Origin of the sequence: Streptomyces bikiniensis, from assembly GCF_000716625.1 — a bacterium.
Lineage (GTDB): Bacteria > Actinomycetota > Actinomycetes > Streptomycetales > Streptomycetaceae > Streptomyces > Streptomyces bikiniensis.
In genome coordinates this window covers 1-18,387 of record NZ_JNXJ01000026.1, presented here as the reverse complement: position 1 = coordinate 18,387, position 18,387 = coordinate 1, and the positions used below count along the sequence as shown (strand labels likewise).

Annotated in this window: 18 protein-coding genes; 1 reads left to right on the top strand and 17 read right to left on the bottom strand. The window is 71.6% G+C overall.

The window, feature by feature from the left end:
- Nucleotides 1-67: 67 nt before the first annotated feature.
- The 13 genes from metK to pyrR form a co-directional block, all read right to left on the bottom strand.
- The gene (gene metK, locus OO47_RS20870; protein ID WP_030214995.1) at nt 68-1,276 is read right to left on the bottom strand and encodes a methionine adenosyltransferase; all 1,209 of its coding nucleotides are present in this window, start codon (nt 1,274-1,276) and stop codon (nt 68-70) included.
- 269 nt (nt 1,277-1,545) lie between these two features.
- Nucleotides 1,546-2,757, bottom strand: a complete 1,212-nt coding sequence (gene coaBC, locus OO47_RS20865) for a bifunctional phosphopantothenoylcysteine decarboxylase/phosphopantothenate--cysteine ligase CoaBC (RefSeq protein WP_033209804.1) — start codon at nt 2,755-2,757, stop codon at nt 1,546-1,548.
- A 120-nt stretch (nt 2,758-2,877) separates the two neighbouring features.
- Nucleotides 2,878-3,150: a DNA-directed RNA polymerase subunit omega gene (gene rpoZ, locus OO47_RS20860; RefSeq protein WP_005319902.1), complete on the bottom strand. Its 273-nt coding sequence runs from the start codon at nt 3,148-3,150 to the stop codon at nt 2,878-2,880.
- Nucleotides 3,151-3,178: 28 nt separating this feature from the next.
- Nucleotides 3,179-3,742, bottom strand: a complete 564-nt coding sequence (gmk, locus tag OO47_RS20855) for a guanylate kinase (RefSeq protein WP_030214992.1) — start codon at nt 3,740-3,742, stop codon at nt 3,179-3,181.
- A gap of 72 nt (nt 3,743-3,814) precedes the next feature.
- The gene (locus OO47_RS20850) at nt 3,815-4,138 is read right to left on the bottom strand and encodes an integration host factor (RefSeq protein WP_030204477.1); all 324 of its coding nucleotides are present in this window, start codon (nt 4,136-4,138) and stop codon (nt 3,815-3,817) included.
- 331 nt (nt 4,139-4,469) lie between these two features.
- Nucleotides 4,470-5,315 carry an orotidine-5'-phosphate decarboxylase gene (pyrF, locus tag OO47_RS20845; RefSeq protein ID WP_030214990.1) on the bottom strand — a complete coding sequence of 282 codons (846 nt, stop codon included), beginning with the start codon at nt 5,313-5,315 and terminating at the stop codon, nt 4,470-4,472.
- A complete protein-coding gene (locus tag OO47_RS20840; protein ID WP_033209799.1) occupies nt 5,312-6,421 on the bottom strand; it encodes a quinone-dependent dihydroorotate dehydrogenase in 1,110 nt (369 codons plus the stop codon). The genes pyrF and OO47_RS20840 overlap by 4 nt, the downstream gene beginning before the upstream one ends.
- A gap of 78 nt (nt 6,422-6,499) precedes the next feature.
- A complete protein-coding gene (gene carB, locus OO47_RS20835; protein WP_030214985.1) occupies nt 6,500-9,808 on the bottom strand; it encodes a carbamoyl-phosphate synthase large subunit in 3,309 nt (1,102 codons plus the stop codon).
- The gene (gene carA, locus OO47_RS20830; protein ID WP_030214981.1) at nt 9,801-10,949 is read right to left on the bottom strand and encodes a glutamine-hydrolyzing carbamoyl-phosphate synthase small subunit; all 1,149 of its coding nucleotides are present in this window, start codon (nt 10,947-10,949) and stop codon (nt 9,801-9,803) included. Before carA ends, carB begins: the two co-directional genes overlap by 8 nt.
- A complete protein-coding gene (locus OO47_RS20825) occupies nt 10,946-11,518 on the bottom strand; it encodes a PH-like domain-containing protein (RefSeq protein ID WP_030214979.1) in 573 nt (190 codons plus the stop codon). The genes carA and OO47_RS20825 overlap by 4 nt, the downstream gene beginning before the upstream one ends.
- Entirely contained in the window at nt 11,515-12,801 is a 1,287-nt protein-coding gene (locus OO47_RS20820) for a dihydroorotase (protein ID WP_030214975.1), read from the bottom strand. Before OO47_RS20820 ends, OO47_RS20825 begins: the two co-directional genes overlap by 4 nt.
- A 2-nt stretch (nt 12,802-12,803) precedes the next feature.
- Entirely contained in the window at nt 12,804-13,796 is a 993-nt protein-coding gene (locus OO47_RS20815; protein ID WP_030214972.1) for an aspartate carbamoyltransferase catalytic subunit, read from the bottom strand.
- A gap of 83 nt (nt 13,797-13,879) precedes the next feature.
- Complete coding sequence (pyrR, locus tag OO47_RS20810; protein WP_030214969.1) at nt 13,880-14,455, bottom strand: bifunctional pyr operon transcriptional regulator/uracil phosphoribosyltransferase PyrR; 576 nt, start codon at nt 14,453-14,455, stop codon at nt 13,880-13,882.
- 244 nt (nt 14,456-14,699) lie between these two features.
- Here pyrR and bldD point away from each other — a divergent pair, with 244 nt between their 5' ends.
- Nucleotides 14,700-15,200 carry a transcriptional regulator BldD gene (bldD, locus tag OO47_RS20805; protein WP_030214967.1) on the top strand — a complete coding sequence of 167 codons (501 nt, stop codon included), beginning with the start codon at nt 14,700-14,702 and terminating at the stop codon, nt 15,198-15,200.
- Nucleotides 15,201-15,443: 243 nt separating this feature from the next.
- On the opposite strand, the gene nusB is transcribed toward bldD, so the two are convergent.
- The 4 genes from nusB to OO47_RS20785 all read right to left on the bottom strand — a co-directional run.
- On the bottom strand, nt 15,444-15,881 hold the full coding sequence (nusB, locus tag OO47_RS20800) for a transcription antitermination factor NusB (RefSeq protein ID WP_030214965.1): 438 nt from the start codon (nt 15,879-15,881) through the stop codon (nt 15,444-15,446).
- Between the two features lie 2 nt (nt 15,882-15,883).
- Entirely contained in the window at nt 15,884-16,450 is a 567-nt protein-coding gene (gene efp, locus OO47_RS20795) for an elongation factor P (protein ID WP_030214960.1), read from the bottom strand.
- 56 nt (nt 16,451-16,506) lie between these two features.
- Nucleotides 16,507-17,619, bottom strand: a complete 1,113-nt coding sequence (locus OO47_RS20790; protein WP_030214959.1) for an aminopeptidase P family protein — start codon at nt 17,617-17,619, stop codon at nt 16,507-16,509.
- Between the two features lie 73 nt (nt 17,620-17,692).
- On the bottom strand, nt 17,693-18,387 hold a 695-nt coding region (locus OO47_RS20785), incomplete at its 5' end, for an AAA family ATPase (protein WP_051736401.1).

The following is an 18,387-nucleotide window of genomic DNA, read 5'->3' as shown; positions in this document are numbered from 1 at the left end:
GCCCGGACACGACGGAGCCCGGCGCCCCTTCGCGGGGTGCCGGGCTCCGGTCACGTGCGTCCGGGACCTACAGCCCGGCGGCCTTCTTGAGGGCGTCGACGCGGTCGGTGCGCTCCCAGGTGAAGTCCGGCAGCTCGCGGCCGAAGTGGCCGTAGGCGGCGGTCTGCGAGTAGATCGGGCGCAGCAGGTCGAGGTCGCGGATGATCGCGGCCGGCCGCAGGTCGAAGACCTCGGCGATGGCGTTCTCGATCTTCTCGGTCTCGACCGTGTGGGTGCCGAAGGTCTCCACGAACAGGCCGACCGGCTCGGCCTTGCCGATCGCGTAGGCGACCTGGACCTCGCAGCGCGCGGCCAGGCCGGCGGCGACGACGTTCTTGGCGACCCAGCGCATCGCGTACGCGGCCGAGCGGTCCACCTTCGACGGGTCCTTGCCCGAGAAGGCGCCGCCGCCGTGGCGGGCCATGCCGCCGTACGTGTCGATGATGATCTTGCGGCCGGTGAGGCCGGCGTCGCCCATCGGGCCGCCGATCTCGAAGCGGCCGGTCGGGTTCACCAGGAGCCGGTAGCCGTCGGTGTCGAGCTTGATGCCGTCCTCGACGAGCTGCTTGAGGACGTGCTCCACGACGAACTCGCGGATGTCGGGCGCGAGCAGCGACTCCAGGTCGATGTCGCTCGCGTGCTGCGAGGAGACGACGACGGTGTCGAGGCGGACGGCCTTGTCCCCGTCGTACTCGATGGTGACCTGGGTCTTGCCGTCGGGGCGCAGGTACGGGATGGTCCCGTTCTTGCGGACCTCGGTCAGACGGCGGGAGAGCCGGTGCGCCAGGTGGATCGGCAGCGGCATCAGCTCGGGCGTCTCGTCCGACGCGTACCCGAACATCAGACCCTGGTCGCCGGCACCCTGCTTGTCCAGCTCGTCCTCGTCGCCCTCGACCCGCTTCTCGTAAGCGGTGTCCACGCCCTGGGCGATGTCCGGGGACTGCGACCCGATGGACACCGACACGCCGCAGGAGGCGCCGTCGAAGCCCTTCTTCGAGGAGTCGTAACCGATCTCCAGGATCTTGTTCCGGACGAGGGTGGGGATGTCCGCCCACGCCTTGGTGGTCACCTCGCCGGCGACGTGCACCAGGCCGGTGGTGATCAGCGTCTCGACGGCGACGCGCGAGGTCGGGTCCTCGCGCAGGAGGGCATCGAGGATGGTGTCGCTGATCTGGTCAGCGATCTTGTCGGGGTGCCCCTCGGTGACGGACTCCGAGGTGAACAGACGACGGGACACAACGCTCCCTGGGGTTGCAGCGGCTGCTGGCTACTCGTGGCTCGGACCGGCAGGGGGCTGCGCCCCGCGACGTTCCACGAACAGTCTATCGGTCGTGGTCGGGCTGTGGACCAGGTGTCTCGCCCGGCGAATGCCCCACGGCGGCCGGAACCGGCCGCCGACAAGGGCGGAACGTCCGTTCCGGTGGGACGCGAATCACTCGCGAGGAGGTGTTTCGTCCCCCTCCTCCCGGGTGACGGCGCACCGGCCGGTGGCCGGACCCGGACATCTCAGTCCGTGGGACGCAGTCGGGGCAGGACCAGGTCCCAGACCGTCTCGGCGAGCGCTTCCTTCGGGCCGTACGGCACGGGGGTCTCGGCGCCGTCCGCGGCGAGCACCACGGCCTCGTTCTCCTCGGAGCCGAAGGTCTTGCGCTCCCCCACCTCGTTGACGACGAGGAGGTCGCAGCCCTTGCGGGCGAGCTTCTCGCGCCCGTTGGCGAGGACGTCGTCGGTCTCTGCGGCGAAGCCGACGACCACCTGGCCGGGCAGGGGCCGGTCGGCGGAGAGCTCGGCGAGGATGTCGGGGTTGCGGACGAGTTCGACGACGGGGGCGCCGTCGTCGCCCTTCTTCTTGATCTTACCGGGGGCGTAGACGGCGGGGCGGAAGTCGGCGACGGCGGCGGCCATGACCACCGCGTCGGCGTCGGCGACGGCCTTGAGGACGGCCTCGCGGAGCTGGACGGCGGTGCCGACCCGGACGACGTCGACGCCGGCCGGGTCGGGGAGGCCGGTGTTGGCCTCGACGAGGGTGACCCGGGCGCCCCGGGCGGCGGCGGCCCGGGCGAGGGCGTAGCCCTGCTTGCCGGAGGAGCGGTTGCCCAGGTAGCGGACGGGGTCGAGGGGCTCGCGGGTGCCGCCCGCGCTGACCACGACGTGGCGGCCGGCGAGGTCGGGGGCGGTGGCGCCCCGGGCCAGGACCCGGCGGCACACCTCGAAGATCTCGCCGGGGTCGGGGAGCCGGCCCTTGCCGGTGTCGACGCCGGTGAGGCGGCCGACGGCGGGCTCGATGACGACGGCGCCGCGGCGGCGCAGGGTCGCCACGTTCTCCCGGGTCGCCGGGTGCTCCCACATCTCGGTGTGCATGGCGGGGGCGAAGACGACGGGACAGCGCGCGGTGAGCAGCGTGTTGGTGAGCAGGTCGTCGGCGAGGCCGTGGGCGGCCTTGGCGAGCATGTCCGCGGTGGCGGGGGCGACCACGACGAGGTCGGCGGCCTGGCCGATGCGCACGTGCGGCACCTCGTGGACGGACTCCCACACCTCGGCGGAGACGGGGTTGCCGGAGAGCGCGGACCAGGTGGCCTCGCCGACGAAGTGCAGTGCGGAGGCGGTGGGCACGACCCTGACGTCGTGGCCCGACTCGGTGAGCCTGCGGAGCAGCTCGCACGCCTTGTAGGCGGCGATGCCGCCGCTGACGCCCAGGACGACCTTCGGCTTTGCCACGACTTCCACGACTCCCCGCACTCGGACGCGCACTCGGATGCGTACGACTCCATGAGACACCACGGGCCCGGCGGATGTTCCGCCGGGCCCGTGGTGACAGATATGACGAGCGACGTGCGCTTACTGCGCCGGGCCCTCGATGGCCTCGGACGTCAGCAGGCCCGCGTTGATCTCGCGCAGCGCGATCGAGAGCGGCTTCTCGTGGACGTGGGTGTCGACGAGCGGACCCACGTACTCCAGCAGGCCCTCGCCGAGCTGGGAGTAGTACGCGTTGATCTGACGCGCGCGCTTGGCCGCGTAGATCACGAGGCTGTACTTCGAGTCGGTGGCCTCGAGCAGCTCGTCGATCGGTGGGTTGATGATGCCCTCGGGCGCGGTGATGGAAGAGGACACGCTCTACCTTCCGAAGATGGAAAAAAGATCAGACAACGTGCATCAACGTTAGCAGCTCGCGCGCGACGTCCTCGACGGAGGTGTTGACGAGGGTGGTGTCGAACTCGGACTCGGCGGCCAGCTCGACCTTCGCGGCGTCGAGGCGGCGCTCGATGACCTCGGGGGACTCGGTGCCGCGGCCGGTGAGGCGGCGGACCAGCTCCTCCCAGCTCGGCGGGGCCAGGAAGACCAGCTGGGACTCGGGCATGGAGTCCTTCACCTGGCGGGCGCCCTGGAGGTCGATCTCCAGGAGGACGGGCTCGCCGGCGTCGAGGCGGTCGAGGACCGCGCCGCGCGGGGTGCCGTAGCGGTTGCCCGCGAACTCGGCCCATTCGAGGAGCTCGCCGTTGGCGATCAGCTTGTCGAACTCGTCGTCCGCCACGAAGAAGTAGTGGACGCCGTGCTTCTCGCCGGGGCGGGGCTTCCGCGTCGTCGCCGACACCGAGAGCCAGACCTCGGGGTGGACCTTGCGCATATGCGCGACGACCGTGCTCTTGCCGACCCCGGAGGGGCCGGAGAGCACGGTCAGCCGCGGACGTACCTCTGCTGCCATGCAGCGATTATTCCAGTGGTTCACCCCTGCTTGCGCAGGGAGGACGCCGCATGCCGGGAATGTCCCGAAAGGTCAGGCGCCGGTGGAGCCGAACTCGCGCTCCAGGGAGGCGATCTGGTTGGAGCCGAGACCACGCACCCGGCGGCTCTCGGAGATGCCGAGCCGCTCCATGATCTGCTTGGCGCGGACTTTGCCCACGCCCGGCAGGGACTCGAGGAGCGCGGAGACCTTCATCTTGCCGATGACGTCGTTCTCCTGGCCGGTCTTGATGACCTCGTGGAGGGAGGCTCCGGAGTGCTTGAGTCGATTCTTGACCTCGGCCCGCTCCCGGCGAGCCGCGGCGGCCTTCTCGAGCGCGGCAGCGCGCTGTTCAGGGGTAAGGGGCGGAAGAGCCACGCCTACGTCACCTCGGATGTCGATCTGTCGGATACGGACCGGTGAGGAACCTAGTCGCCCCGCACCAGTGGAGCAACGGTCAACGGAGTGGCCGCTGAACGCCTGCTCTGCCCCGGAGACTAGCGGCCGAGGCCGCTCCAGTCAGCGAGAACAGCGGAAAAGTCCTGGTCAGCATCGACCGACCAGGACTTTTCCGGCATAACGACCGGGTTTTGAGCCAAGTTTTCGTCAAGTGGTGAGACGGTGGGCCGGGGCGGCGGCCGGAACCGGCCCGATCCGCTCCGACCTGCGGATTGGCCCCGGACCGGTCCGCGCCCCACCCCCGGAGGGGCTACGCGCCGACGGTCGCGCGGATCTCGTCCGCGTACCGGAGCGCCGAGTCCCGCAGGGCGGTCGCGTCCGGGCCGTGCCGCAGGACCCCGCGGCTGACGTTCGGGACGACGTTGCGGACCGCCGCGCCGAAGACGGCGGGGAGGTCGGCGGGGGTCGCGCCCTGGGCGCCGATGCCGGGGGCCAGGAGCGGGCCGTTGATGTCCAGATCGAAGGAGGACAGGTCGCCGAGGGTGGCGCCGACGACCGCGCCGAAGGAGCCCATGGGGGCCTCCCCCGCGTTCTCCTCGGCCAGGTGGGCGAGCATCGTCGCGCCGATCGTCCGCCCGGCGGGGTCGTCGGTGCGCACGGCCCGCTGGACCTCGCTCCCCTCCGGGTTCGAGGTGAGGGCCAGGACGAAGAGGCCGGCGCCGGACTCTCGGGCCAGGTCGACGGCCGGCTTCAGGGAGCCGTAGCCGAGGTACGGGGAGACCGTGAGCGCGTCGGAGAAGAGCGGGGACTCCTTGCGCAGGAAGGCCTCGGCGTAGGCGGCCATGGTGGAGCCGATGTCCCCGCGCTTGGCGTCCATGACGACCAGGCCGCCCGCCGCGCGCAGGTCGGAGACGGCGCGCTCCAGGACGGCGACGCCCCGCGAGCCGAAGCGCTCGAAGAAGGCGGACTGCGGCTTGAAGACGGCCACGGTGCCGGCGAGGGCTTCCACGACGGTGAAGGTGAAGCGCTCCAGGCCGGCGATGTCGTCGGTGAGGCCCCAGGAGTCGAGCAGGGCGGCGTGCGGGTCGATGCCGACGCAGAGCGGGCCGCGCTCGTCCATGGCGGAGCGCAGGCGGGTGCCGAAGGAGATCGTCACTTCGCGGCCTTTCGGTTGTCGGCGCCGACGGCCTCGGCGAGGGTGGCGTACGGGGAGGCCGCGAGGCGCGCGGCGAGGCCCTTGTGGATCGCACGGGCGTAGGACGGGCCCTCGTAGATGAAGGCGCTGTAGCCCTGGACCAGGGTGGCGCCGGCGAGGATGCGCTGCCAGGCGTCCTCGGCGTTCTCGATGCCGCCGACGCCGACGAGGACCAGGCGGTCGCCCACGCGCGCGTGGAGGCGGCGCAGGACCTCCAGGGAGCGCTGCTTGACCGGGCGGCCGGAAAGCCCGCCGGTCTCCTCGACCAGCTCGGGGGCGGACTTCAGGCCCAGGCCCTCGCGGGCGATGGTGGTGTTGGTGGCGATGATGCCGTCCAGGCCCAGCTCCAGGGCGAGGTCGGCGACCGCGTCCACGTCCTCGTCGGCCAGGTCGGGGGCGATCTTGACCAGGAGCGGGACCCGGCGGTCGGTGACCGTGCGGTCGGCGGCCTCCCGCACGGCCGTCAGGAGGGGGCGCAGGGACTCGGTGGCCTGGAGGTTGCGCAGGCCCGGGGTGTTCGGGGAGGAGACGTTGACGACGAGGTAGTCGGCGTGCGCGGCCAGGCGCTCGGTGGACTTCACGTAGTCGGCGGCGGCCTCGGCCTCGGGGACGGCCTTGGTCTTGCCGATGTTGACGCCCACGACCGTCCTGAAGACCGGTACGCGCGCGCGGAGGCGGGCGGCGACGGCGGCGGAGCCCTCGTTGTTGAAGCCCATGCGGTTGATCAGGGCGCGGTCCGGGACCAGCCGGAAGAGGCGCTTCCCGGGGTTGCCGGGCTGGGCCTCGCCGGTGACGGTCCCGATCTCGACGTGGTCGAAGCCGAGCATCGCCATGCCGTCGATGGCGACGGCGTTCTTGTCGAAGCCGGCGGCGAGGCCGAAGGGGCCGTGCATGCGCAGGCCGAGGGCCTCGGTGCGCAGCTCCTCGTACCGGGGGGCGAGGGCGGCGGCGACGAAGGTGCGGAGCACCGGGACGCGGGCGGCCAGACGGATCCAGCGGAAGGCCAGGTGGTGGGCCTCCTCGGGGTCCATCTTCTTGAAGACCAGGTGGAAGAACAGCTTGTACATCGTCCGAAATATCCCTTGTTCGGTCATGAAGAGGGGGACACCGCACGGTGGCCGGTGTCCCCCTCTTCGTACGGGCTGCTAGTCGCGGGCCGCGACGAGGTGCTCGGCGTGCTCCTGGAGGGAGCGGACGCCGGCGCCGCCGTGGCTGAGCGCGTCGATGCCCTGGACGGCCGCGGCGAGTGCCTGGACGGTGGTCAGGCACGGGACGCCCCGGGCGACGGCGGCGGTGCGGATCTCGTAGCCGTCGAGGCGGCCGCCGGTGCCGTAGGGGGTGTTGACGATGAGGTCGACCTCGCCGTCGTGGATCAGCTGGACGATCGTCTTCTCGCCGTGCGGGCCCTCGCCCTCGCTGAGCTTGCGGACGACGGTGGCGTTGATGCCGTTGCGCTTGAGGACCTCGGCGGTGCCGGAGGTGGCCAGGAGCTCGAAGCCGTGAGCGACCAGCTCGCGGGCCGGGAAGATCATCGAGCGCTTGTCCCGGTTGGCGACCGAGATGAACGCACGGCCCTTGGTCGGCAGCGGCCCGTAGGCCCCGGCCTGCGACTTGGCGTACGCCGTGCCGAAGACCGAGTCGATGCCCATGACCTCGCCGGTGGAGCGCATCTCCGGGCCGAGGACGGTGTCGACGCCGCGGCCGTGGATGTCGCGGAAGCGGCTCCAGGGCATGACGGCCTCCTTGACGGAGATCGGCGCGTCGAACGGCAGGGTGCCGCCGTCGCCGTTCTTCGGCAGCAGGCCCTCGGCGCGCAGCTCGGCGATGGTGGCGCCCAGCGAGATGCGGGCGGCGGCCTTCGCCAGCGGCACCGCGGTGGCCTTCGAGGTGAAGGGCACGGTCCGGGAGGCGCGCGGGTTGGCCTCCAGGACGTAGAGGATGTCCCCGGCCATCGCGAACTGGATGTTGATCAGGCCGCGGACGCCGACGCCCTTGGCGATGGCCTCGGTGGAGGCGCGCAGCCGCTTGATGTCGTGGCCGCCGAGGGTGATCGGGGGCAGGGCGCAGGCCGAGTCGCCGGAGTGGATGCCGGCCTCCTCGATGTGCTCCATCACGCCGCCGAGGTAGAGCTCCTCGCCGTCGTAGAGCGCGTCCACGTCGATCTCGATGGCGTCGTCGAGGAAGCGGTCCACCAGGACCGGCCGGGTGGGGCTGATCTCGGTGGACTCCGCGATGTACGACTCCAGGCGGGCCTCGTCGTACACGATCTCCATGCCGCGGCCGCCGAGCACGTACGACGGGCGGACCAGGACGGGGTAGCCGATCTCGTCCGCGATGGCCTTGGCGCCGGCGAAGGTGGTGGCGGTGCCGTGCTTGGGGGCCGGGAGGCCCGCCTCGGCGAGGACCCGGCCGAAGGCGCCGCGGTCCTCGGCGGCGTGGATGGCCTCCGGGGAGGTGCCGACGACCGGCACGCCGTTGTCCTTGAGCGCCTGGGACAGGCCGAGCGGGGTCTGGCCGCCGAGCTGGACCACGACACCCGCGACCGGACCGGCGAGGGTCTCGGCGTGGACGATCTCCAGCACGTCCTCGAGCGTGAGCGGCTCGAAGTACAGGCGGTCGGAGGTGTCGTAGTCGGTGGAGACGGTCTCGGGGTTGCAGTTGACCATCACGGTCTCGTAGCCCGCCTCGCTCAGGGCGAAGGAGGCGTGGACGCAGGAGTAGTCGAACTCGATGCCCTGGCCGATGCGGTTCGGACCCGAGCCGAGGATGATCACGGCGGGCTTCTCGCGCGGCGCGACCTCGGACTCCTCGTCGTAGGAGGAGTAGAAGTACGGCGTCTTCGCGGCGAACTCGGCGGCGCAGGTGTCGACCGTCTTGTAGACCGGGCGGACGCCGAGGGCGTGCCGGACCTCGCGGACGACGTCCTCGCGCAGGCCGCGGATCTCCGCGATCTGGGCGTCGGAGAAGCCGTGGCGCTTGGCCTCGGCCAGGAGCGCGGGGTCGAGCTTCTCGGCGGCGGCCAGCTCGTCGGCGATCTCCTTGATCAGGAAGAGCTGGTCGACGAACCACGGGTCGATCTTCGTGGCGTCGAAGACCTCCTGCGGGGTGGCGCCGGCCCGGATCGACCGCATGACCGTGTTGATCCGGCCGTCGGTCGGGCGGACGGACTCGCGCAGCAGCTCGTCCTTGTCCCCGGGCTCGCCCACGAAGGTGAACTGCGAGCCCTTCTTCTCCAGGGAGCGCAGGGCCTTCTGCAGCGCCTCGGTGAAGTTGCGGCCGATCGCCATGGCCTCGCCGACCGACTTCATGGTGGTGGTCAGGGTGGAGTCGGCGGCGGGGAACTTCTCGAAGGCGAAGCGGGGGGCCTTGACGACGACGTAGTCGAGCGTGGGCTCGAAGGACGCCGGGGTCTTCTCCGTGATGTCGTTCGGGATCTCGTCCAGCGTGTAGCCGACGGCGAGACGGGCCGCGATCTTGGCGATCGGGAAGCCGGTCGCCTTGGAGGCCAGGGCGCTCGACCGGGAGACGCGCGGGTTCATCTCGATGACGATGATCCGGCCGTCGTCCGGGTTGACCGCGAACTGGATGTTGCAGCCGCCGGTGTCGACGCCGACCTCGCGGATGATCGCGATGCCGATGTCGCGCAGCCGCTGGTACTCGCGGTCGGTGAGCGTCATCGCCGGGGCGACGGTGATCGAGTCGCCGGTGTGGACGCCCATCGGGTCGAAGTTCTCGATGGAGCAGACGACCACGACGTTGTCGTTCTTGTCGCGCATCAGCTCCAGCTCGTACTCCTTCCAGCCGAGGATGGACTCCTCCAGGAGCACCTCGGTGGTGGGAGAGAGGGTCAGGCCCTGGCCGGCGATGCGGCGCAGCTCCTCCTCGTCGTGGGCGAAGCCGGAGCCGGCGCCGCCCATGGTGAAGGAGGGGCGGACGACGACGGGGTAGCCGCCGAGCGTCTCGACGCCCTTGAGGACGTCGTCCATGGAGTGGCAGATGACCGAGCGGGCGGACTCGCCGTGCCCGATCTTGCCCTTGACGGCCTCGACGACGCCCTTGAAGAGGTCGCGGTCCTCGCCCTTGTGGATGGCCTCGACGTTGGCGCCGATCAGCTCGACGCCGTACTTCTCCAGGACCCCCTGCTCGTGCATGGAGATCGCGGTGTTCAGCGCGGTCTGGCCGCCGAGGGTCGGCAGGAGGGCGTCGGGGCGCTCCTTGGCGATGATCTTCTCGACGAACTCCGGGGTGATCGGCTCGACGTACGTGGCGTCGGCGATCTCCGGGTCGGTCATGATCGTGGCCGGGTTGGAGTTGACCAGGATCACCCGCAGGCCCTCGGCCTTGAGGATGCGGCACGCCTGGGTGCCGGAGTAGTCGAACTCGGCGGCCTGGCCGATCACGATCGGACCGGAGCCGATGACCAGGACGGACTGGATATCGGTGCGCTTAGGCACGCTCGGCCTCCATCAGGGATACGAAGCGGTCGAAGAGGTACGCGGCGTCGTGCGGACCCGCGGCCGCCTCGGGGTGGTACTGGACCGAGAAGGCGGGTCGGTCGAGCAGCTGGAGGCCCTCCACGACGTTGTCGTTGAGACAGACGTGGGAGACCTCGGCGCGCCCGAAGGGGGTGTCGGAGACCTTGTCGAGGGGCGCGTCCACGGCGAAGCCGTGGTTGTGCGCGGTGACCTCGACCTTGCCGGTGGTGCGGTCCTGGACCGGCTGGTTGATGCCCCGGTGGCCGTACTTCAGCTTGTACGTGCCGAAGCCGAGGGCGCGGCCCAGGATCTGGTTGCCGAAGCAGATGCCGAAGAGCGGCGTCCTCCGCTCCAGGACGGCCCGCATGAGGGCGACGGGGCCGTCCGCGGTGGCCGGGTCGCCGGGGCCGTTGGAGAAGAACACCCCGTCGGGCTGGACGGCGTAGACGTCCTCGGCGGTGGCGGTGGCGGGCAGGACGTGGACCTCGATGCCGCGCTCGGCCATCCGGTGCGGGGTCATGCCCTTGATGCCGAGGTCGACGGCGGCGACGGTGAACCTCTTCTCGCCGACCGCGGGGACGACGTACGCCTCCTTGGTGGCGACCTCGGCGGAGAGGTTCGCGCCCTTCATCTCGGGCTGCGCCTTGACCTTGGCGAGCAGGGCCTCGTCGCGGACGCCCGTCCAGGCGTCGCCGGAGAAGATGCCGACGCGCATGGCGCCGCGCTCGCGCAGGTGGCGGGTGAGGGCGCGGGTGTCGACGCCGGAGATGCCGACGACGCCCTGGCGCTCCAGCTCCTCGTCCAGGGAGCGCTTCGCGCGCCAGTTGGAGGAGACGCGGGCGGGGTCGCGGACGACGTAGCCGGAGACCCAGATGCGACCGGACTCGGGGTCCTCGTCGTTGACGCCGGTGTTGCCGACGTGCGGGGCGGTCATGACCACGACCTGGCGGTGGTACGACGGGTCGGTGAGGGTCTCCTGGTAGCCGGTCATGCCGGTGGAGAACACGGCCTCGCCGAAGGTCTCCCCCACGGCCCCGTAGGCGCGGCCGCGGAAGATGCGGCCGTCCTCCAGGACGAGTACGGCGGGAGCCTTGTCGGCTCCCCTGGTGGAGGTCGTCATCGTGCGATGCCTTCCGTTGCGCTGATCATGGAATTGACGGTCTCGACCCAGGCGGTGTGCTCCGCCGCCCGGTCGGACCGGAAGCCGGAGTCGAGGAGGGTGCCGCCGTGCTCCCAGGTGACGATCAGGAGCCCGCCCTCGGCGAGGACCTTTCCGGCGATGCCCTTGTCGAGGCGTGCCTCGCGCAGGGCGTCGGCCGGGATGTGGAAGTCGTTCGCCCCGGGGCGGACGACCGTGATCCCGGCGTCGGTGAGCGTGAGCTCGACGCGGCTGCGGACGCCGAGGCCGTGGGCGACGATCCGGTCGAGCCACTGCCCGGCGGTCGTGGACCCGTGGTACCGCCCGCCGAGGGTCAGTTTCGCCTCGCCGGCCGTCTCCGGCGCGGCGGGCAGGGCGGGGAGGCCGGACTGGAGGCTGCCGCGCCACTTCCAGCCCTGGCGCATGAGCCAGTACACGAAGGCGATGAAGAGCAGCAGTCCGGCGACCCAGCCGATCCTTCCGGCCCAGTCGGTCACCTCCGCCGACTTCTTCTCGGCTGCCTCTGCGGCGATTGCGATGAGTGGTGTCACGCCAGCTTCCCGTCCACGACCGTTGCCCGGCCCCGCAGGAAGGTGTGGGTGACGCGTCCCGGCAGCTCGCGGCCCTCGTACGGGGTGTTGCGGCTGCGGGAGGCGAAGTCCGCGGGGTCCACGACTCCACGGTAAGCCGGATCGACCAGGGTCAGGTTCGCGGGCTCACCAGCCGAGACGGGGCGTCCGTGGCCGGTGGCCCGGCCGATGCGGGCGGGGGCGAAGGACATGCGGTCGGCGACGCCGGCCCAGTCGAGGAGTCCGGTCTCGACCATCGTCTGCTGGACGACGGAGAGGGCGGTCTCCAGGCCGACCATGCCCATGGCGGCGGCGGCCCACTCGCAGTCCTTGTCCTCGTGCGGGTGGGGGGCGTGGTCGGTGGCGACGATGTCGATCGTGCCGTCGGCCAGCGCCTCGCGGAGCGCGAGGACGTCCTTCTCGGTGCGCAGCGGCGGGTTGACCTTGTAGACCGGGTTGTACGAGCGGACCAGCTCGTCCGTGAGGAGGAGGTGGTGCGGGGTGACCTCGGCGGTGACGTCGATGCCGCGGGACTTGGCCCAGCGGACGATCTCGACGGAGCCGGCGGTGGAGAGGTGGCAGATGTGGACGCGGGAGCCGACGTGCTCGGCGAGGAGGACGTCGCGGGCGATGATCGACTCCTCGGCGACGGCGGGCCAGCCGCCGAGGCCGAGCTCGGCCGAGACGATCCCCTCGTTCATCTGGGCGCCCTCGGTGAGGCGGGGCTCCTGGGCGTGCTGGGCGACGACGCCGCCGAAGGCCTTCACGTACTCCAGGGCGCGGCGCATGATCACGGCGTCGTCCACGCACTTGCCGTCGTCGGAGAAGACGGTGACGCCGGCGGCGGAGTCGTGCATGGCGCCGAGCTCGGCGAGCTTCTCGCCCTCCAGGCCGACGGTGACGGCGCCGATGGGCTGCACGTCGCAGTAGCCGGACTCCTTGCCGAGGCGCCAGACCTGCTCGACCACGCCGGCGGTGTCGGCGACCGGATGGGTGTTGGCCATGGCGAAGACGGAGGTGTAGCCGCCGGAGGCGGCGGCGCGGGTGCCGGTGAGGACGGTCTCGGAGTCCTCGCGGCCGGGCTCGCGCAGGTGGGTGTGGAGGTCGACCAGGCCGGGGAGGAGGATCTGTCCGCCGGCCTCGACCACGGTCGCGCCCTCGGCGGACAGTCCGGTTCCGACCTCGGCGATGGTCTCGCCGTCGATCAGGACGTCCTGCGGCTCACCGCCCAGTACCTTCGCCCCGCGGATCAGGATCTTGCTCATGGTTACTTGTTCTCCTCGGTGCGGGCGGCGGGGGTGGTGGTGGTGACGGCGGGCTCGGAGCCGCCCAGGAGCAGGTAGAGCACGGCCATGCGGACGGAGACGCCGTTGGCGACCTGCTCGACGACCGTGCAGCGGTCGGAGTCGGCGACCTCGGCGGTGATCTCCATGCCGCGGACCATGGGGCCGGGGTGCATCACGATGGCGTGCTCGGGCATCTTCGCCATCCGCTCGCCGTCGAGGCCGTAGCGGCGCGAGTACTCGCGCTCGGTGGGGAAGAAGGCGGCGTTCATCCGCTCGCGCTGCACGCGCAGCATCATCACGGCGTCGGACTTCGGCAGCACGGCGTCGAGGTCGTACGAGACCTCGCAGGGCCAGGTCTCGACGCCGACGGGGACCAGGGTGGGCGGGGCCACCAGGGTGACCTCGGCGCCGAGGGTGTGCAGCAGGTCGACGTTCGAGCGGGCGACCCGGCTGTGCAGGACGTCGCCGACGAGGGTGATCCGCCTGCCCGCGAGGTCCTGGCCGAGTCCGGTGTCGCGGCCGACGAGGCGGCGGCGCATGGTGAAGGCGTCCAGGAGGGCCTGGGTGGGGTGCTGGTGGGTGCCGTCGCCGGCGTTGACGACGGGGGCGTCGATCCAGCCGGAGGTGGCGAGGCGGTACGGGGCGCCGGAGGCGCCGTGCCGGATGACGACCGCGTCGACGCCCATGGCCTCCAGGGTCTGGGCGGTGTCCTTCAGGGACTCGCCCTTGGAGACGCTGGAGCCCTTGGCCGCGAAGTTGATGACGTCGGCGGAGAGGCGCTTCTCGGCGGCCTCGAAGGAGATCCGGGTCCGGGTGGAGTCCTCGAAGAAGAGGTTGCAGATGGTGCGGCCGCGCAGGGTCGGCAGCTTCTTGATGGGCCGGTCGGCCACTCGGGCCATCTCCTCGGCGGTGTCGAGGATCAGTACGGCGTCGTCGCGGGTGAGGTCGGCGGCCGAGATGAGGTGACGCATCATCGGGGTTTCTCTCCGTGGTGGGGAGGCGTGAGGGCGTGCGGGGGCAGGGGGGTGCCCCGGCCCGGGCAGGGGAGCCGGTCCGGCTAGGAGGCGGGCTTGGAGCCGAGCAGGACGGTGTCGCGACCGTCCTCCTCGGCGAGCAGGACCTTGACCGTCTCCCGCAGCGACGTGGGGAGGTTCTTGCCGACGTAGTCGGCGCGGATGGGCAGCTCGCGGTGGCCGCGGTCGACGAGGACGGCGAGCTGGACGGCGCGGGGGCGGCCGATGTCGCCGAGGGCGTCGAGGGCGGCGCGGATGGTGCGGCCGGAGAAGAGGACGTCGTCGACGAGGACGACGAGGCGTCCGTCGATGCCGTCGGCGGGGATCTCGGTGCGGCCGATGGCGCGGGCGGGCCTCATCCGCAGGTCGTCCCGGTACATGGTGATGTCGAGGGAACCGACCGGGATCTTGGTGCCGGTGATGGAGGCGAGCTTCTCGGCGAGCCGGCGGGCGAGGAAGACGCCGCGGGTGGGGATGCCGAGGAGGACCACGTCGTCGGCGCCCTTGGCGCGCTCGACGATCTCGTGGGCGATGCGGGTGAGGACCCGCGCGATGTCGGGGCCTTCGAGAACGGGCCGCGCGTCGTCGCCGTACTGCCGGGGATCCAGCTGGGTGTCCATGAGAAACGGACCTCCTTCTCCGCCTCACGGGACGGCTCTTAAAGGACGTCGTACTTGCGCCTCAACCCTACCAGGGGTGGCGCGGCGCCCTCCGCGCACCCCCGGCGCCCCTCCGGGCGCCGTCCCCCGGGCGGGGGCGGTACGGACCTTTCGGCTTGACGGGTGGGTGTAACGCTGCGTAACCTCACAGTGAGTTACCAGCCGCGCGGCGCAGCCGCATGTCGTCACAGCGTCCGGGAGCGTTATGTCCAGCGAATACGCAAAGCAGCTCGGGGCCAAACTCCGCGCCATCCGCACCCAGCAGGGTCTTTCGCTCCACGGGGTGGAGGAGAAGTCCCAGGGCCGCTGGAAGGCCGTGGTGGTCGGCTCGTACGAGCGGGGCGACCGCGCCGTGACCGTGCAGCGTCTCGCCGAGCTCGCGGACTTCTACGGGGTGCCGGTGCAGGAGCTCCTGCCGGGCACGACGCCGGGCGGGGCGGCCGAGCCGCCGCCGAAGCTGGTCCTGGACCTGGAGCGCCTGGCCCACGTCCCGCAGGAGAAGGCCGGCCCGCTCCAGCGCTACGCCGCGACGATCCAGTCGCAGCGCGGCGACTACAACGGCAAGGTGCTGTCGATCCGCCAGGACGACCTGCGCACCCTCGCCGTCATCTACGACCAGTCCCCCTCGGTCCTCACCGAGCAGCTGATCAGCTGGGGCGTGCTGGACGCGGACGCGCGCCGCGCGGTCGCCCACGAGGACAGCTGACCCCTTCGGAGGGCCCAGCAGAAACGTACCGCCGGATCCGTGGACGTCGCCGACGTCCACGGATCTCGTGTTTTCCGGGCCGTACGGATCGCTCCCCGGCGCGCGGGGGCTCCCCGGGTCCGGGAGGGGCGCCGGGGAGGCCCGGGGGGCCTGCAGGGGCCGGAAGGGCCCCGGACAGGCCGAAGGGGCCCGCGGCACGTCTCGGTGCTGCGGGCCCCTCCGGCTACCGGGTGGGGGCGGGACTCAGGCGTCCACGTCCCGGCGCAGCCGCGGCTTCAGGTCCTTGAAGCGCGCGAGCAGGCCGTTGACGAAGGCCGGCGACTCGTCGGTGGAGAACTCCTTGGCGAGCTGCACCGCCTCGTCGATCACGACCGCGTCCGGCGTGCCGTCCTCCCAGATCAGCTCGTACGCGCCGAGGCGCACGATGTTCCGGTCGGCGACGGGCATCCGGTCGAGGTCCCAGTCCACCGCGTAGGTCGCGATGAGCTCGTCGATCCGCGCCACGTGGGACGCGTACCCCTCCACCAGCTGCATGGTGAACTCGCTGACCGGTGGCTGCCGGTCGTCCGAGCGGGCGTACCGGACCTGGTCCGCGAGGACCTCCTGGACGGAGGTGCCGCGCTGGTCGGCCTCGAAGAGGATCTGGAAGGCGCGCTTGCGGGCCTTGCTCCGAGCGGCCACGGTTAGTCGTTCACCCGGCCGAGGTAGTCGCTGGTGCGCGTGTCGACCTTGACCTTCTCACCGGTGGTGACGAAGAGCGGGACCTGGATCTCGTGGCCGGTCTCCAGCGTGGCGGGCTTGGTGCCGCCGGTGGAGCGGTCGCCCTGGACGCCCGGGTCGGTGTGCTGGATGGTCAGCGTGACGGCGGCGGGGAGCTCGACGTAGAGCACCGAGCCCTCGTGCTGCGCGACGGAGGCCGTGAAGCCCTCGACCAGGAAGTTCGCGGCGTCGCCGACGGCCTTGCGGTCGACGTGCAGCTGGTCGTACGTCTCCATGTCCATGAAGACGAAGTAGTCGCCGTCCATGTAGGAGAACTGCATGTCACGACGGTCGATGGTGGCCGTCTCGACCTTGACGCCCGCGTTGAAGGTCTTGTCGACGACCTTGCCGGACAGCACGTTCTTGAGCTTGGTGCGCACGAAGGCCGGGCCCTTGCCGGGCTTGACGTGCTGGAACTCGACGACGGACCAGAGCTGGCCGCCTTCGAGCTTGAGCACCATGCCGTTCTTGAGGTCGTTCGTGGAAGCCACGGTTGCGGAATCTCCTGGACTCTGGACTGACGTGGGACCGGGGAGGCGTGCGCGCCCTACAGCGCGAGCAGCTCCTTGGTCGTGATGGTGAGTAGCTCGGGTCCGCCGTCCGCCTCCTGGCGCACGACGAGCGTGTCATCGATCCGGACCCCGCCCCGGCCCGGGAGGTGGACCCCCGGTTCGACGGTGACCGGCACACAAGCGTCCAGTTTACCCATGGCTGAAGGTGACAACTGCGGGTCCTCGTCGATTTCGAGCCCCACCCCGTGCCCCGTGAGGGGGACGGCGGCCTCCGCGTGCCCCGCCGCCTTCAGGATCCGGCGGGCCGCCCGGTCCACGTCCCGGTACTCGGCGCCGGGCACCAGGGACTCCCGGCCGGCCCGCTGAGCGGCGAAGACGAGTTCGTACAGCTCGATCTGCCAGTCGGCGGGGGTGGTGCCGATGACGAAGGTCCGGCCGATCTCGCACCGGTAGCCGCGGTAGTCGGCGCCGAGGCAGACGGAGAGGAAATCGCCTTCCTCCACCCGGCGGTCGGTGGGCCGGTGCCCCCGGCGGCCGGAGTGCGGGCCCGTCGCCACCGAGGTGGGGAAGGCGGCCCCGTCGGCGCCGTGGTCGACCAGCCGGCGCTCCAGTTCCAGGGCGAGGTGGCGCTCGGTCCGCCCCACCAGGATGGATTCGAGGAGTTCGCCGAGGGCCTGGTCGGCGATCTCGGCGGCGATCCGCAGGCAGCCGATCTCGTCCTCGTCCTTGACGATCCTGAGCTGCTCCACGGCGCAGTCGAGGTCGGTGAGGCGGGGCGCGGACGCGACGGCGCCCATGGCCCGGTGCCGGGCCACCGTCAGGTGGTGCTCCTCGACGGCGAGCGCGTCGGCGCCCGCCCGGCGGGCGAGGTCGACGGCGGCGACGGCCGGGTCCCCTCCCCCGGTGGGCAGGACCTGCTGCCGGAGCAGTTCGTCCAGCCGCCCGTCGACCGCTTCGCCCCCGGGCGGGACGGGGCGGAGCAGGACGTCCGCCTCCGGTTCGGGGCCGACGAGCAGGACGGCGCCCGGCGGGGAGCCGCCCGCGAGATAGCGGACGTTGGCGGGGCGGGAGACCAGGGCCGCCGGGCTGCCCGTGGCCGCGCACCGGTCGCGCAGCCGTACACGGCGGTCCGCATACACCTCTGACATGCTCCGAGCCTACGAGGAGCGGGCCGCGACGGCCTGTTCGGAACGGCCGACCGGGCGCCCGGCGGTCCCGGGCTCACCAGGTGGGCGGGCTCGCGATCGCGCGGGCGAGGACGTCGTCCAGGACGCGGGCGGTGGTCTCGACGTCGTACGTGGAGTTGTCGATGATCGGCAGGCCCGAGCCGTACCAGCCGGCCATCCGGCCGTGGATGGCGGCGACCTCCTCGTCCGAGAGGCGCCGGTTGCCGCTGCGCTTGGCGTTGCGCTCCAGGACGACCTCCAGGCCGGGCAGGAGGACGACGGGCAGCAGGCCGGGGCCGACGTGGCGCTTCCAGCCGCCGAGGCCGACGACGGGCCGGTCGGGGAAGACGGCGTCGTCGACGATGCAGGAGATGCCGTTGGCGAGGAAGTTGCGCGCGGCGAAGCCGCAGGTGCGGCGGGCGAGCCGGTACTGCGCCTCGGAGTGCTCGTTCCATCCGGACTGGGGGTCGGCGAAGCCGGAGCAGACCCATTCGCGGACGTCGTCCAGGCTGATGTGCGCGGTGGGCACGCGGCGGCGCTGCGCCCAGTGCCGGGCGACGGTCGTCTTGCCGGCGCCCGCGGGGCCGATGAGCAGCACGGCCAGGGTGGCGCCGCCGGTTCCGGTGCCGTGCTCCACGGGCGGCGCGAGGGGCGCGACCGGGGGTGGCGGCGGGACGGCCCCGGTGCTGTCTCTTATACACATCTCCGAGCCCACGAGACTAGGCATGATCTCGTATGCCGTCTTCTGCT

Bases quoted from the DNA above. Each gene is read 5' to 3' on its own strand.
- gmk (WP_030214992.1), bottom strand. From the start codon at position 3,742: ATGGCAGCAGAGGTACGTCCGCGGCTGACCGTGCTCTCCGGCCCCTCC.
- bldD (WP_030214967.1), top strand. From the start codon at position 14,700: ATGTCCAGCGAATACGCAAAGCAGCTCGGGGCCAAACTCCGCGCCATC.
- pyrR (WP_030214969.1), bottom strand. From the start codon at position 14,455: ATGGACACCCAGCTGGATCCCCGGCAGTACGGCGACGACGCGCGGCCC.
- OO47_RS20790 (WP_030214959.1), bottom strand. From the start codon at position 17,619: ATGTCAGAGGTGTATGCGGACCGCCGTGTACGGCTGCGCGACCGGTGC.
- OO47_RS20815 (WP_030214972.1), bottom strand. From the start codon at position 13,796: ATGATGCGTCACCTCATCTCGGCCGCCGACCTCACCCGCGACGACGCC.
- OO47_RS20840 (WP_033209799.1), bottom strand. From the start codon at position 6,421: ATGTACAAGCTGTTCTTCCACCTGGTCTTCAAGAAGATGGACCCCGAG.
- carA (WP_030214981.1), bottom strand. From the start codon at position 10,949: ATGACGACCTCCACCAGGGGAGCCGACAAGGCTCCCGCCGTACTCGTC.
- OO47_RS20820 (WP_030214975.1), bottom strand. From the start codon at position 12,801: ATGAGCAAGATCCTGATCCGCGGGGCGAAGGTACTGGGCGGTGAGCCG.